Raw genomic sequence first — 14,064 nt, 5'->3', positions numbered from 1 at the left:
CCAGGGTGGCTGCAGAGGCACTGGACATCCTTTGGTTAAGCGCATAACCTCCCGTCTGACGAGTCAGTTACTCAAGGAGGAGTACCGATGACGCTCCAGTCGGTATTGGACGAGATCAGCAAGCGCCCCGGCACCGGTGAGACCATCACGGTCGTCGACCCCGCCACCGAAGACCAGGTCACCGAGTTCAAAGACTGCGGCCCCCAGGCCGTCGACGCCGCCGTTGCGCGGGCCAGGGAGTCGTTCGAGTCCGGCGTGTGGCGCGACAAACCTCCCAGCGAGCGGGCCAAGATCCTGTGGCGGGTGGGCGAGCTGATCGACCAGAACGCCGAACTGCTGGCCGAACTGGAATCACTCAATGCCGGCATGACGCCGCTGCAGGCCCGGGGCACGGTGACGGTCGGCTCGGAGTTCTTCCGGTACTACGCCGGGTGGTGCACCAAGATCGAGGGCATCGCCGCCGACGTGCACACCGGCGGCCTCACCGGCATCGACTCGCACCAGCACGCCTACACGCTCAAAGAGCCCTACGGCGTGGTCGGGCTGATCTTCCCGTGGAACGGGCCGGTCTTCAATTTCTGCGCCAAGCTTGCGCCGTCGCTGGCCGCGGGCTGCAGCAGCGTGGTCAAGCCGGCCGAGGAGACCCCGCTGTCGGCGCTGGTGCTGGACAACATCCTGCACGAGGCCGGCGTGCCCGAAGGGGTGGCGAATCTGTTGCTCGGCTACGGACACACCGCGGGCGCCGCGATCACCGCGCACCCCGACGTCGAGAAGGTCGCGTTCACCGGGTCCACCGAGGTCGGCCGCGCGATCGTGCACGCCGCCGGTGACAGCAACTTGAAGAAGGTCACCCTCGAGCTGGGCGGAAAGTCGCCGGTGGTGGTCTTCGACGACGCCGACCTGAGCAAGGCCGTCCCGATGGCGGCGTTCGGCACCTTCATCCACTCCGGTCAGGCCTGTGTGTGCGGTTCGCGCATCTTCGTCCAGCGCGGGGTCTACGAGCAGTTCGTCGAGCAACTCGCGAAGGTCGCCGACAGCCTGCCGCAGGGCGGCCCCAAGGACGAGGGCAGTCTGATCGGCCCGCTGATCAGCCAGAAGCAGCTCACCCGGGTCTTGGGCTATCTCGAGCAGGGCCGGGCCGACGGAGTCGAGGTCGTCACCGGTGGGCAACGGGTGGACCGCAAGGGTTACTTCATCCGCCCGACCGTGCTGACCAACGTCGCCTCCACGAGCCGGCTGTTCCAGGAGGAGATCTTCGGCCCGGTGGTGGCGGTGCTGCCGTTCGACACCGAGGACGAGGCCGTTGCCCTGGCCAACGACAGCACCTACGGGCTGGCGGCCACCTGCTGGACCAGCGACCTGGGCCGTGCGCACCGAATCGCCAAGCGGCTCAAGGCCGGAACGGTCGGGCTCAACTGCCAGATGCAGTTCGACCACTCGATGCCATTCGGTGGCTACAAGCAGTCCGGCTGGGGCTACGAGTCCGGCAAGGCCGGCCTGGAAACCTACCTGCAGACCAAAATCGTCTGGGCGCAGATGTAGCCTTCCCTGCGCGAGCAGACGCGGGGCCGGGCCTCAGGCGGGCTCGTAGCGCAGCATCGTGACGTCGTGCTCGGGGTAGTCGCAGAACACCGGCCGCACCCGCATGCCCACGCTCAGTTGGTCGGGTTCGACGTTGACCATCTCGGTGGAAAACCTTGGGCCCTCATCCCATTCGACGATTGCGAGCAGTTGCGGCACCGCGCCGGCGAAATGCGGGCTGACCGGACGGCGGGCGACTGTGTAGGAGTACAACGTCCCCATCCCGGAGATCTCCCGCCATTCCAGGTCGTCGGCCAGTGTCCGGGGCGCCCGCACCCGCGGGTAGAACACATACTTCTGCGACGACGGCGAGTACTGGATCTCGATGCGATGCTGGGCCAGCGCATCCCAAAAGGGCGCTGTGGTGGGCGTTTTGACGGGCATCGGCCGGTCGAAGTTCATTGTCAGTCTCCTTGGAGGACGAGCGCCGTCTGCTCGGACAGGATTCCGCCGTTGCCCGACACGAACGCGCGGTTGCAGTCGGCGACCTGCGCCGCGCCGGCACGGCCCATGATCTGGCGGGTGGCGTCACACACGTGATGCATGCCGCCGGCCAATCCGGCCTGGCCGAAGCCGAGCTGGCCGCCGGCGGTATTGAGCGGGAAATCGCCGCGAAACGTCAGGTCGTGGGTGGCTATGAACTCCAAACCCTTTCCCTTCGCGCAGAATCCGGCGTCCTCCAGCGACAGCATCACGGTGATTGTGTAGCAGTCGTAGATGGAGACCATGTCCATCTGGTCGCGGCTCAGGCCGGTCATGGCAAACGCGGTGTCGGCAGCGGCGGCCATCGGCGTATTGAGCAGATCCTCGGCGTAGGTGGGCGTCTTGAACGGCACATTCTCGCCGAAACCCTTGATCCACACCGGGCGGTTCTTGCACCGCCTGGCCAGATCGGCGTTGGCGACGACGACGGCGGTTCCCCCGACGCACGGCATCACGATCTCCAGCATATGCAGCGGATCCGCGATGACCGGGCTGGCAAGGACATCCTCGACGGTGAGCGGCTTGTCTTTCCAGATCGCACCCTCGGTGTGGTTGGCATTGACCCGTTGGTCGACGACGAGCTTGGCCATGACACGTTCGTCGTAGCCGTAGACCGCGGCGTATCGCTGCGCGACCTGACCGTACGGCCCGTTCTGGCCCAGGTTGCCGTAGGGAATCTCGAACTCTGCTTGCGGGGAACCGTATTGGTTGCTCGACGAGCCGAAGAACATCGCGTCCACCATCGGCCTGGGCTTCTTCTTCGACGACGGTGTGATGTAGCGGGCCGGCAGCGCACACAGCACGGCGTCGCACACCCCGAGTTCGATCACCGCGGCCGCGCGCCACACCATCGCGGCGGCGCTGGCACCCCCGAGGTCGACCAGTTCGGCGAAACGTGCCGGCATGCCAAGGTATTCGGCGATGGTGGACGGTACGAAGATCTGCGACTCGGCGAGGTGCGATGCCACGATGCCGTTGACGACGTCGCCCGGCAGGCCCGCGTCGTCGAGCGCGGCGGCGGCGAGTTCGGCCCATTGTTCGAGAACGAATGGTGCCGGCGAGGCCTTGTTGAGTCGCTCGGGTGGCAACTCGACGTATCCGACGATGGCGGCTTCTCCGCGTAAACCCATTGTGGTGTCCTCACTTACGGGGCAGGCCCAGGATCATCTGGGCGATGATGTTCAGCTGAATCTCGCGAGTTCCGCCGCCGATCAGCTCGGCGGGCAGGTGCAGATAGGACTCGACGATGTTGAGTTCGGCGGCCAGCCCGGGGTCGGTCACCATCGCCCGCCGACCGGTCAACTGCAGCGTTGCCGCGAAGGTGCGGCGCAGCAGTTCGTTCATCGCGACCTTGGCGATGCTGGATGCCGGCCCGGAAGCCTGCCCGTCCAGCAACCGGATGGTCTCGCGCACTCCGAGCGCTTTGATCGCGTGGGTATAGGCGTCGAGTTCACCGAGCGCACGTAGCACGTCGTCCCGGTCGGGCCCGTCCTGGCAGGCAAGGTTGCGCAGTGCGGCGGCACGGTCGAACTTGACGTAACCGCTTATCGCCGAGCGTTCTTCGGCCATGGTGGCGATTGCCAGGCTCCAACCGCCGACCGGGTCGCCGAGCAACATGTCATCGGGTATGAAGACCTCGGTGAGGAACACCTCGTTGAAATGTGCTTCTCCGGTGGCGGTCTTGATCGGCTGGATCTCGATGCCGGCCGTATTCATGTCGAGGATGAAATAGCCGATGCCGCGGTGCTTGCCGGCCGCCGGGTCGGTGCGGGCCAGCAGCGCACCGAAGTCCGCCCGGTGTGCCATCGACGTCCATATCTTGTGCCCGTTGACTTTCCAGCCGCCGTCAACCTTGACGGCGCGGGTGGACAGCGCAGCCAGATCCGACCCCGCCCCTGGCTCACTGAAAAGCTGGCACCAGGCGAGTTCGCCGCGCTGTGTCGGCGGTATCAGCCGCTCCTGCAACTCTTTCGACCCGGCGGCCACTATCGAGGGCAGGATCCACTCGGCGATACCCAGCGAGGGCCGGACCAGGTCCGGCCGCTTGGCGAACTCGTCGTCAATGATGAGCTGCCGCAGCGGGCCGGCTTCGAGTCCCCACGGCTGCGGCCAGTGCGGTGCGATCAGGCGCGCCTCGGCGAGCAGGGTGCGTTGCGGGCCGGTCTCGAAGTATTCGTAGTCACCCTGCCGGCCGGGCTTGTCGTTGCGCAATTGCAGTGCGGCGTCGAGTGTTTCGGCAACCTTGGACCGGAACTCGCAGTCTGCGTCGCCCAGATCGACCGACATGTCGCGCGGCTGGGTAGACGTGAGCCCGCCCAGTCGCCTGGCCCAGCGGTTCGCCGGGCCGATCGAGCCCGCCAGACTGATGGCCCGGCGCCAGTACAGGTGCACATCGTGTTCCCAGGTGAAACCGATCGCGCCGAACAACGTGAGCGCGTCGAGTACGAGGTCCGGCACCGGCGAGATCGCGATCACCGCCGCACCGGCCGCGGCGATGCGATGCTGGTCCAGCGATTCGTCGCCCGCCCGCACCGCATCCCAGGCCGCTGCCGTGGCCAATTCGCTGTTGATCAACAACATTGCCGCATTGTGCTGCAACGCCTGAAAAGTGCCGATCACCTTGCCGAACTGCTCACGGACGCGCAGGTGTTCGGTAACCGCCTCGACACACCACTGCGTGATGCCGGCCGTGGCGCTGGCCACCAGTCCGGTGACGACGCATTCGGCACGGTCCGGGTGGACTCCGGTGAGCGTCTCGGCCGCCACGTACTGGTCGAGCCGTAGCCGTCCGACGTCCGCGACGAGATCAGTGCCGGGTACGGATTCGATTGTGGCTGTGGGCTTGTCCGGGTCGACCGGCACCCATACCATGTCCCCGTCCTGGGTGCGGGCAGCCACCAGGATCACCCGCGCCGAGCGGATGCCCTCGGTCACCTCCGATGCGCCGGTGAGCACCCAGCGTCCCTCGTCCCGACGGGCACGGAAGTCTGCACCGTCCGGCAGGACGACGGCGGCCGGTGTCCCGGCGGCGAGATCGCGCAGCAGCGATTCGCAGGTCGGGGTGCGCTCGGCCAGCAGCGCCACCGCTCCCGCCGCGGCGGTGGACAGCAAGGGTCCCGGCAGCAGCGCCTTGGCGGCGGCCTCGAGCACGCACGCGCAGTCGACCAGCCGACCACCTTGCCCGCCGAGGTGCTCCGGCAGGTGCACAGCATGAAAACCGTTGGCGACCAACGCATCCCACCAGTCCGGGAGATCGCCTTCGGCGAGGGACCCGAAATTGTCCCGCGTCTTGGCGATTGGGGCATGCCGCGTCGCGAATTGCCGGACGGCCGCACTGAGGTCACGCTGCTCGGCGGTCAGCCCGAGAGTCACGCGCCTGGCCCGGGGATCACGCCCGGAGTAAAGGGGCTCGGCTTCGGCCGCACAGGCTGCTATCCTTTCGTCCTACAAGACGAACCGTCTCGTCTCGTGGAACATTACGGCGCGCCCCCGGATCTGTAAAGCTAGGCCCCGGGCCCGGTACCCGCGTCAGCTCGGCACGACACGAACGAGGACCACTGCATGCCAACCGATCTCGCGTCCCGGCGCCGCAGCGAGAAGTCGCGCACGGCAATCGTGACTGCCACACGCGAGTTGCTGCTGGAGCGCGGCTTCGACGGCTTGACCATCGAGGCGGTGGCGGCGCGGGCGGGCGTGGGTAAGCAGACCATCTACCGCTGGTGGCGCAGCCGGCCCGCACTGGTCGCCGACGTGGTCCTCGAAGATGCCGACAAGATCCTCGCCTCGATGAAACACACCGACGACCTGGCCGCCGACCTCGTGGAGTGGGTGGGCAAGCTCGCCGCGACCCTCACCACCACCCGGGGTGCGGCGATGCTGCGCACCCTGACCGTCGCCGGAATGGAGCACGAAGACACCGGCGTCCGGCTCAGGGAGGGATTCAGCAAGCCACTGCACGACAGTGTCCGCAACCGCCTGGTCGATGGAGGGGTGGAGCAAGGCACCGCCGAATCGGCGGCCGACGCCATCATCGGTGGCGTCGTGTATCCGATTCTCTCTGATGCACAACGGTATTCGCGCGGGCGTGCCGAACAGACCACCCGCCTCATCGTGAGCGCCGTGACGGCAGACACTAGCGGCGGCTAACCGATCAGCTGCAACGAGACCCACAGCGCCGCGACAGCCGCGACCAGTGCGGCCGGGGTGGTGAGCAGACCCAGCTTGGTGAACACGGCCAGATTGGTGGGCTGTTGATGCCGATGCAGTACCCGCCGCCACAACATGGTGGCCAGTGAGCCGGTGTAGGTGAGGTTGGGACCGATGTTCACCCCGATCAGCACGGCCAGCACCGCCCCCGGACCACCTGTGGTCGCCACCAGCGGGACCAGCATCAGCACCGCGGGCAAGTTGTTCACCACATTGGCCGCCACCGCGGCCACCGCCGCGATCGCCAACAACCCGGCCAGCCCGGTCGGGTGCGGCAGCCTTGCGCGCAGCTCGTCGTGCAGCCCGTTGTCGATCACGGCGCGCACCACGACGCCCAGTGCGAGCACGAAGATCAGGAACGGTGGGTCCGCGGCATGAATCACCACACGCAGGCTCGTCCTACCACCCACGGCCGCGTACGCAGTCAGGATCAGTGCGCCAGCGGCGGCCGCCCAGGCGGGATTGACGCCGACGGCCGAGGTGACCACGAAGCCGGCCAGGGTGGCGAGCACGGTGACGATCGCGAACTTCGGGGCGGCTTGCACGGACGCGTCCGGACCAGGTGGTTGAGGCGCCGCGGCGGTCAGATCGGTCGCGAAATAGCGCCGGAACACCAGGTATTCGACGCCGATCGCCGCGATCCAGGGCAGCGCCATCAGCGCCGTGAAGTGGGTGAAGCTCAGGCCGCTGGCCGACAACGCCAGCAGATTGGTCAGATTCGAAACCGGCAGCAGCAACGAGGCACTGTTGGACAGATGGGCGCACGCATACAGATGCGGGCGGGCGCGCACCCGCAGCTGCGTCGCGGTGGCCGCCACCACCGGCGTCAGCAACACCACGGTCGCATCCAGGCTGAACACCACCGTCACCAGCGACGCCACGGCGAACACCGCGAGCAGTAACCGCTGCGACCCACCTCCGGCGGCACGGGCCATCCGGGCTCCGCACCAGGCGAACAGTCCCTCGTCGGCGCAGGCCTGCGACAGCACCAGCACCGCCGCCAAAAAGCCGACCACCGGCGCCAGGTCGAGTACCTCGCTACGGGCGTCCGCTGCCGAAACCGCGCCGACGCCGATCACAAATCGCCGCCGCGGGCACCGCAACCACGGCCTCCGGCCAGCCGAAGGGGGCGGATCACCGCCGCCAGCAACACCATTGCCAGCAACACGACCGAGACGCATTCGGCCACCAAGGCACTCAACGAAAGATCCGCTCCCTATCGCAGCACCAGCCGATTGCGGCACCTGAGCACACCCTAGGTAAGCCGGCCGATCACCCGGCTAGCGGATCGCGATGGCGGCCAGGCCCCGGCGCACCCGCTCCGGCAGCGAACTACCATGAGCCAGCCAATCGTCCAGCGCGGTAGGGACGCTGGCCATCGGCTGGGACATGGTCTAAGTATGAGACTGTGACTCAAGCCCAGGCGCCGCAGGCGTCCCAAGCGTGGCGGTTCTTCCAGGAAATGGTCGCCACCGTCACCGGCATCGTGACCGAGGATGCCGAAACCGACCGCGAACTGCTCGAAGGGCTGCGCGTGATCGCGCGGGTGTCCTCGCTATGCTCCCAGATGGCTGTCGAAGCCGACCCGAGTCGCCCGGTGTTCTTCGACATGTGCTCGCCGAACCGGATGATCGGCGGCCCCAACCCCGACGGGAACTACTATCTGGCGATGATCCGGGGCGACCGCCGCTACCGGATCACCGGCACCCGCGGCACCAGCGCCTACCTCGGTATGCAGATCCTGGCCGGCACCGGTCTGACTCCACGGCGCATGTCGGGTTATCTCAGCGACACCGAATTGCGGGTGACCGCAGGAGAATTCGCGGTAGTCCTGTCCGCCGAGCGGCCCGCGGACGCCGATGGCGCGCAGTGGCTGCAGATCCCCGGGGACGCGTCGTCGATCGTCGTGCGGGAGTACATCGGCGATCGCGACGGCGAGGAAGGGGCCACGCTGCGCATCGAGGCCGTCGATCCGGACCCGCTGACACCACTGACCGACGACGCGCTGGCAGAGCAGTTCACCGCGATGGCGTGGTCACTGATGAAGCTGACCACGCTGCACCGCACCATCAAGCCGGAGCTGCTCGACAAGCCGAACACCCTGCTGACCGCCGAGGCGGCCGACCTCGGCGCGGCCGACACCACGCCGGACAACCTGTACATGATCGGGACCTATCGCCTGGAGCCGGATCAGGCCCTGGTGCTCGACATCGAACCGCCGGACACCAGGTACTGGAACGTCACCCTGGAAAGCATGTGGCACGAGTGCCTCGAGCCGCAGCACCGGCACAGTTCGGTGACCAACCTCGGTGTCCAGCCCGGCCCGGACGGCCGCGTCCGAATCGCAATCGCCCAGCGCGACATGGGTTTTGGTCATTGGTTGGACACCGGGGGCCGCCATCGCGGATTCGTCGTGCTGCGCTGGCTGGACAATCCCAACCCGCCCGACGTCACCGTGTCGGTGCTCGACGGAGCCGGACGCCGATGACACTGCGGGAGCGCTTCAGCCCGGACCGGCTCACCGCCACCGCCTGCGAGGAGACCGGTCACCACGACTTCGGTGCCGACGGCTGGCAGTCCGGCCTCGAACGGCTCGCCGACGAACTCGTCAACGAGGCCCGGCTGTCGCCCATCGGCGTCGAGATCGCCTACCTCGACCTGATCCGCGCGCTGAAGAACCGTCTCGATGTAATCGATTGGCGCACAAAGAATCCCGATATCGCCGACCACCCGGTCGAGGCGCCGATCTTCATCGTCGGGCAGCCGCGGACCGGCACCACCATCCTCTACGATCTGCTCGCCCAGGATCCCGACCTGCGCCCACCGCTGACCTGGGAGGTCGACGCGCCCTGTCCGGTCCCGCAGCCCGAGACCTACCACGACGACCCCCGCATCGCGGCCACCCAGGCCAGCCTCGAACTGTCCGAGCAGATCATCCCCGGCTTCCTGGCGTTTCATCCGATGGGCGCGCTGGTGGGCCAGGAGTGTGTCCGCATCACCGCCAGCGAATTCGTCAGCATGATCTATTCGGTGCAGTACCGGCTGCCCGGTTACTTTCGCTGGCTGCTGTACGAGGCCGACCACGCCGGTGCCTACCGATTCCACCGGATCTTCTTGCAACACTTGCAATCCGGCGTACCAGGGCAGTGGCTACTCAAGTCGCCGGCTCATCTGTGGCAGCTGGACGCGCTGCTCGCCGAGTATCCGGACGCGTTGATCGTGCAGACCCACCGCGACCCGCTCAACGTCATCTCGTCGATCGCCGCATTGACTCATCACCTGCGCCGGATGGGCAGCGACGAGTCCGACATCGTCGAGTGCGCGGCCCAGTCCTACGAGGAGATCGTGGTGGGCCTGGACCGCGAGATGGCGCTGCGCGACAGCGGCCGGGTGCCTGCCGAGCAGGTGATCGACGTCCACTACGCCGACTTCGTCAGGGATCCGTGGACCACGATCGGCGGGATCTACCAGCGGTTGGGCCGGGAACTGCAGCCAGCAGCCGAGCACCGAATGCGGGAATTTCTGGCCGCCCATCCCGGTGACGGCGGGCGCGGACGCTACACCTGGTCGGACACCGGACTGAACGCCGCCGAGGTGCGCGAGCGGGTCGCCGCCTACCAGGAGCGTTACGCGGTGCCGACCGAGCAATTGCGTTAGCACGAAAATGCGCTAAGGCCCCACAAAACGTGACGAAGGCCATAGAATTCCCGCTTGTGACGACGCCGTCAAACCCTTTTGGTGACGAACGACGGAAACTCTCGCAGCAGCTGCAACTGCGAGGTCATCATCTCGGCCGCCGGCAGGCGCGTCGACTGTGCCGCAACTTCGCGCTGGTCGGCGTGGACATCCCGCCGAGACGGCTGCAGCAACTGGTCACCGGGTCGCCGGCGGCCGAGCGTGAGATGACCGACGTCAACTTCGCGTTGATAGCCACCGCGTTCAACCGCGAAAAGCACAGCGCGAAGGTGAACCGGCTGCAGCGCAGGTGCCGGCACGCCCTGCTCTGCGCGGGCCTGGTGCTGGTCTCGCTGAACTTCCTGGTGTGTTGCGCCTACGTATTGTTCACGCTGGCTCATCAGACCTAGGCCTGACCGGCTGCGGTAGCCATACGCAGGCGCAACGCGTAGAACTACGCACGCCGACGGGCCTTGGCAGCGGCGATGCTGGTCGAATGCCGAATCCGATGGGCTTTCCCAGCCCCACCGACCTGCAAGCACGCACCCCGAACGACCGCGACCGCGCCATCGACGTCATCCGCATCACCGCCCTGGTCGGCGTGGTGCTCGGGCACACCGTGATGGCGACCAGCATGATCCGCGGCGGCCTGCTCGTCTGGGACAACCTGCTCAGTACTTCCACCGTGTTCCAGGCGCTGACCTGGGTCTTCCAGATCATGCCGTTGTTCTTCTTCGCCGGCACCGCGGCCTGCGTACAGTCCTGGCGGCCGGGCATGAACTGGGGCGGCTGGCTGATGAAGCGCTGCACCAGGTTGTTCCGTCCGGTCTTCTACTACCTCGCGTTCTGGGCGGTCGCACTGACCGCGCTGGATCACGTGGCGCCGCTGTGGGTTTACAAGATCGTCGCCGGCGTCAGCATTCAGTTGCTGTGGTTTCTCGGCGTGTACGTGTTGGTGCTGGCCGCGATACCGGCGCTGTCCTTGATCACCACACCGGTCCGGCTCGCCGCCGCGGTCGCGACGGTGTACACGATGGTCGCGGTCATCGACGTCGTCCGGCTGCATTGGTCGGGCCTGGCGCCGCTCGGCTATCTCAACCTTGCGACATGGCTGATTCCCGGCATGTTCGGCGTCGCCTACCGCCGGCAGCTGATCACCGGTCGCGCCGCGCTGGGTATCGCGGCAGCGTTGTTCGCCGCCGATATCGGGCTGCTGACGTGGGGGCCCTACGAGCTGAGCCTGGTCGGCATCGAAGGTCAGCGGCTGGCCAACATGAGTCCCCCGTCGCTGCTGCTGGCCGGGCATGCAATCGTGTTGAGCGCGTTGGCGATCGCGGCGGCCCCCGCGATCAACCGGTGGGCACAGCGGCCACGGGTGTGGTGGCTGACCACGATCGGCAACTCCGGGGCGATGACGCTGTACCTGTGGCACATGCCGGCCCTGTTGGGTGTGCATCTGTTGTTCGACAGCCTGGGACACCCTCGCTACCCCACCCAGCCGGACTTCCTGGCCGTGACTTTCGCGCAGCTCTTCGTCGTGTTCGGCCTGGTGGCTGTGCTGTTCGTCGCGCTACGCGGTTTGGAGAACCACCCCCCTGCCCGGCTGGGACGGGTCACCGGCCATTACGTCGGCGTGGCGCGGCACCGGGGTCGGCGTGCTGCTGTGTGTGGCCGGGGCGGCGGTATTGGCCGCGGTGAAGTGGGGCCTCAAGGACGAGGGTCTGATCTGCGTGTCGGTCATGCTGACCGCACTGGTCGCCGCCCGGGCGTTGGCCGGGGCGGGCGCACCCGCTGAGGTCTAGGTTGGCGACGCGGCCGCGTCGCTCCTCGGAGTCCGGCGCGGCCAGCAGCATTTCGATCGTCTCGCGCAGTTCGTCGAGTCGGCGCCGTCCCAGTATCTGCTCCCAGCGCCGCTCCAATTCGATTGCGTTGGAACGCATTACGCGCAGCGCCTGCCGGCCGCGCGGGCGCAGTTCGATGACGCGGGTGCGCGCGTCGTCCGGGTTGGCCAGTCGGGTGACGTAGTCATGCTGCTCAAGCGCGGTGACCGCCTGCGCCACGGCCTGGCGGCTCACCCCGAGCCGGTCCGCCAGATCGGAGGCATGCATTCCGCCGGCGGCCAGCGGCACGAGCGCGACGGCTTGAGCCGGTCGGATTCCGTCCAGTCCAGCGGCCGCAAATGCCGCCCTCAACCGTGGGCCGCCCGCCGCGGCAAGCCGCTGCACCAGGGCGGGCACTGTCGGTTGCCATGGAGCATCCACAAGACGTCGCATGGCTGAAGAGTGTGCCACTCAGCCATATTTTGACAAGTAACTTGTCAAACTCTGGGCGCGGTGCCACCATGGGCGGATGGCGTCGCGGTGCACGAAAGTCTTCAATGTCGTCGTTCTTGCCGTCCTGGTGCTCGTACTGGGCGGGTGTTTCGACGGCGGCCACGCGGTCGGGGCACCGGAGTCCGGCACGATCCCGGTCGGGCAGTCCTCGCAGAACATCGACGTCGGCGGCGCCACCAGAACGTTCAATCTCTACCGGCCCCCGGGACTGACCGGTCCGGCGCCGTTGGTACTGATGCTGCACGGCGGGTTCGGCAACGGCGCCCAGGCCGAGCGCGCGTACCACTGGGACGCCGAAGCCGACAAAGGCCACTTTGTGGTCGCCTATCCCGACGGTCAGGGCCGGGCATGGAATGCCGGATCCTGTTGCGGCGGACCGTCCCGCGACAACCTCGACGACGTGGGTTTCCTCACCGCGGTGGTCGGGGCGATCCAACGTCAGATGCCCATCGACGCGACCCGCATCTATGCCACCGGCATGTCGAATGGCGCCATGATGGATCTCCGATTGGCTTGCGACACAGACTTATTCGCCGCCATCGCACCCGTGGCGGGCACTTTGATGACCGACTGCTCTCAGGCGCGGCCCACCTCGGTGCTGCAGATCCACGGCACCGCCGACCAGAGCGTGCCGTACCAGGGCGGGCCGGGTAAGTCATCGAAGCCCGACGGGACTCCCCGCGTCGACGGACCGCCGGTGCCCTCGGTGACCGCCACCTGGCGCGCCATCGACAACTGCGGCGCTCCCACTTCTACCACCAGCGCAGAGGTGACCACCGAAACGGCGCAGTGCCCCGAAGACCGTACGGTGGAACTGATCTCGTTGGCCGACGCCGGCCACCAGTGGCCCGGCGGTGTCCGCGGTCGCGGCCTGGAACGGCTCGGCCTCCCCGAACCCTCAACGGCCTTGGACGCCACCGACACCATCTGGCAGTTCTTCGCCCAACACCACCGCTGACCGCGCAGCCCGCCGGCCTGTATTGACTAATCGACGAATCATACTGGGCCGCAACAGCTTAACCGGTGAGTCGACCAGCCAAGCCACCCGAACGAATTGCAGCAAGGCCTCGGCGTCGACTTCCGCCGCACCCAGGACGCGGTCGACGTAACCGTTGAGCAACCGCGTCATCACCGGCGGCCTGCCCTGGACTTCGGGAAGGTTGAGGTCACCGCCCACGGCGAGCTGCCAGGCCTGGCCGATGGGCTTGACAGCCGCCCGGAAGAACCTGCGCGGCAGGTCGTTTTCACCCTGGGACAGGCAGTCGCGCAGCGCCAATGCCTCCAATGCCGCGACCGTCATGCCCTGTGCGTAGATCGGGTTGAAACTGCACACCGCGTCGCCGACAACCAGCAGGCCGTCGGGCAGCTGGCGCAGCCTGTCGTAACGCCGCCAGCGACTGCAGGGAAACCGGTAGCGTGCGACCGGGCCGACGGGCTTGCCGCAGCGTAGCGCCGCCAGCAGGTGTGGCGGCACCATCCCCTCGATGAACCGGTACACCCCATCGAGATCAGCCGGCGGATGGTTGCCACACATGCCGAAGGCAGTGAGAAAGACCGCGTCGTTCTCGACCCGCGCCATCGCGGCGCCGGTCGGACGCCCCGGTATCGGCGAAACGATGAGGCCGGTTTCATGAATGCTGCCCGGCGGCAGCCACAACAGCTGGCTGGCGTACATCAAGTCGATGTCCACCTGCTGTTCGACGGGCGCTTCGAAGCCAAATTGTCTAAGCCACAAGGGAGTACGAGAGCCGCGTCCGCGGCGACGAACTCGGAGTCGTCGCAGTTT

12 protein-coding genes and 2 pseudogenes are annotated in these 14,064 nt (G+C 67.1%); 7 read left to right on the top strand and 7 right to left on the bottom strand.

Going from position 1 to position 14,064, the window contains the following annotated elements:
* The first annotated feature begins 87 nt into the window (after nt 1–87).
* A complete protein-coding gene (locus L6444_RS01255; RefSeq protein ID WP_236979797.1) occupies nt 88–1,542 on the top strand; it encodes an aldehyde dehydrogenase family protein in 1,455 nt (484 codons plus the stop codon).
* 33 nt (nt 1,543–1,575) lie between these two features.
* Here L6444_RS01255 and L6444_RS01250 read toward each other — a convergent pair whose 3' ends face one another.
* The 3 genes from L6444_RS01250 to L6444_RS01240 are packed head-to-tail and all read right to left on the bottom strand — an operon-like array spanning nt 1,576 to nt 5,436.
* A complete protein-coding gene (locus tag L6444_RS01250) occupies nt 1,576–1,983 on the bottom strand; it encodes a Zn-ribbon domain-containing OB-fold protein (RefSeq protein ID WP_236979795.1) in 408 nt (135 codons plus the stop codon).
* A 2-nt stretch (nt 1,984–1,985) separates the two neighbouring features.
* Complete coding sequence (locus tag L6444_RS01245; RefSeq protein ID WP_236979787.1) at nt 1,986–3,194, bottom strand: thiolase family protein; 1,209 nt, start codon at nt 3,192–3,194, stop codon at nt 1,986–1,988.
* A gap of 10 nt (nt 3,195–3,204) precedes the next feature.
* Nucleotides 3,205–5,436, bottom strand: a complete 2,232-nt coding sequence (locus tag L6444_RS01240; protein ID WP_236979785.1) for an acyl-CoA dehydrogenase — start codon at nt 5,434–5,436, stop codon at nt 3,205–3,207.
* A 189-nt stretch (nt 5,437–5,625) separates the two neighbouring features.
* Here L6444_RS01240 and L6444_RS01235 point away from each other — a divergent pair, with 189 nt between their 5' ends.
* Nucleotides 5,626–6,210, top strand: a complete 585-nt coding sequence (locus L6444_RS01235; RefSeq protein ID WP_236979783.1) for a TetR/AcrR family transcriptional regulator — start codon at nt 5,626–5,628, stop codon at nt 6,208–6,210.
* Here the strand turns inward: L6444_RS01235 and L6444_RS01230 are convergent.
* Nucleotides 6,207–7,349: an SLC13 family permease gene (locus L6444_RS01230; protein ID WP_459551898.1), complete on the bottom strand. Its 1,143-nt coding sequence runs from the start codon at nt 7,347–7,349 to the stop codon at nt 6,207–6,209. The two genes, L6444_RS01235 and L6444_RS01230, sit on opposite strands and share 4 nt — an antisense overlap.
* A complete protein-coding gene (locus L6444_RS30370) occupies nt 7,346–7,471 on the bottom strand; it encodes a hypothetical protein (RefSeq protein ID WP_459551897.1) in 126 nt (41 codons plus the stop codon). Before L6444_RS30370 ends, L6444_RS01230 begins: the two co-directional genes overlap by 4 nt.
* Nucleotides 7,472–7,732: 261 nt before the next feature.
* Here L6444_RS30370 and L6444_RS01220 point away from each other — a divergent pair, with 261 nt between their 5' ends.
* The 4 genes and pseudogenes from L6444_RS01220 (at nt 7,733) to L6444_RS01205 (ending at nt 11,747) form a co-directional block, all read left to right on the top strand.
* A complete protein-coding gene (locus L6444_RS01220; protein ID WP_236984552.1) occupies nt 7,733–8,758 on the top strand; it encodes a DUF1214 domain-containing protein in 1,026 nt (341 codons plus the stop codon).
* On the top strand, nt 8,755–9,927 hold the full coding sequence (locus L6444_RS01215; RefSeq protein WP_236979781.1) for a sulfotransferase family protein: 1,173 nt from the start codon (nt 8,755–8,757) through the stop codon (nt 9,925–9,927). The genes L6444_RS01220 and L6444_RS01215 overlap by 4 nt, the downstream gene beginning before the upstream one ends.
* A gap of 56 nt (nt 9,928–9,983) precedes the next feature.
* Complete coding sequence (locus L6444_RS01210) at nt 9,984–10,355, top strand: hypothetical protein (RefSeq protein WP_236979779.1); 372 nt, start codon at nt 9,984–9,986, stop codon at nt 10,353–10,355.
* A gap of 98 nt (nt 10,356–10,453) precedes the next feature.
* A pseudogene (locus L6444_RS01205) lies at nt 10,454–11,747 on the top strand (acyltransferase family protein).
* A 36-nt stretch (nt 11,748–11,783) separates the two neighbouring features.
* Here L6444_RS01205 and L6444_RS01200 read toward each other — a convergent pair.
* Nucleotides 11,784–12,218 (bottom strand): annotated as a pseudogene (locus L6444_RS01200) (MarR family winged helix-turn-helix transcriptional regulator); the annotation flags it as partial.
* 76 nt (nt 12,219–12,294) lie between these two features.
* Between L6444_RS01200 and L6444_RS01195 the strand changes: the two are divergent.
* Nucleotides 12,295–13,236 (top strand): CE1 family esterase, encoded by a 942-nt coding sequence (locus L6444_RS01195; protein WP_236979777.1) that lies wholly within the window; start codon nt 12,295–12,297, stop codon nt 13,234–13,236.
* On the opposite strand, the gene L6444_RS01190 is transcribed toward L6444_RS01195, so the two are convergent.
* A complete protein-coding gene (locus L6444_RS01190) occupies nt 13,177–13,968 on the bottom strand; it encodes a hypothetical protein (RefSeq protein ID WP_236979775.1) in 792 nt (263 codons plus the stop codon). The two genes, L6444_RS01195 and L6444_RS01190, sit on opposite strands and share 60 nt — an antisense overlap.
* Nucleotides 13,969–14,064 lie beyond the last annotated feature (96 nt).

Origin of the sequence: Mycobacterium kiyosense, from assembly GCA_021654635.1 — a bacterium.
In the GTDB taxonomy this organism is placed as follows: domain Bacteria; phylum Actinomycetota; class Actinomycetes; order Mycobacteriales; family Mycobacteriaceae; genus Mycobacterium; species Mycobacterium kiyosense.
The sequence above is the reverse complement of the archived record's forward strand: the minus strand, read 5'-3'. Positions and strand labels throughout refer to the sequence as shown.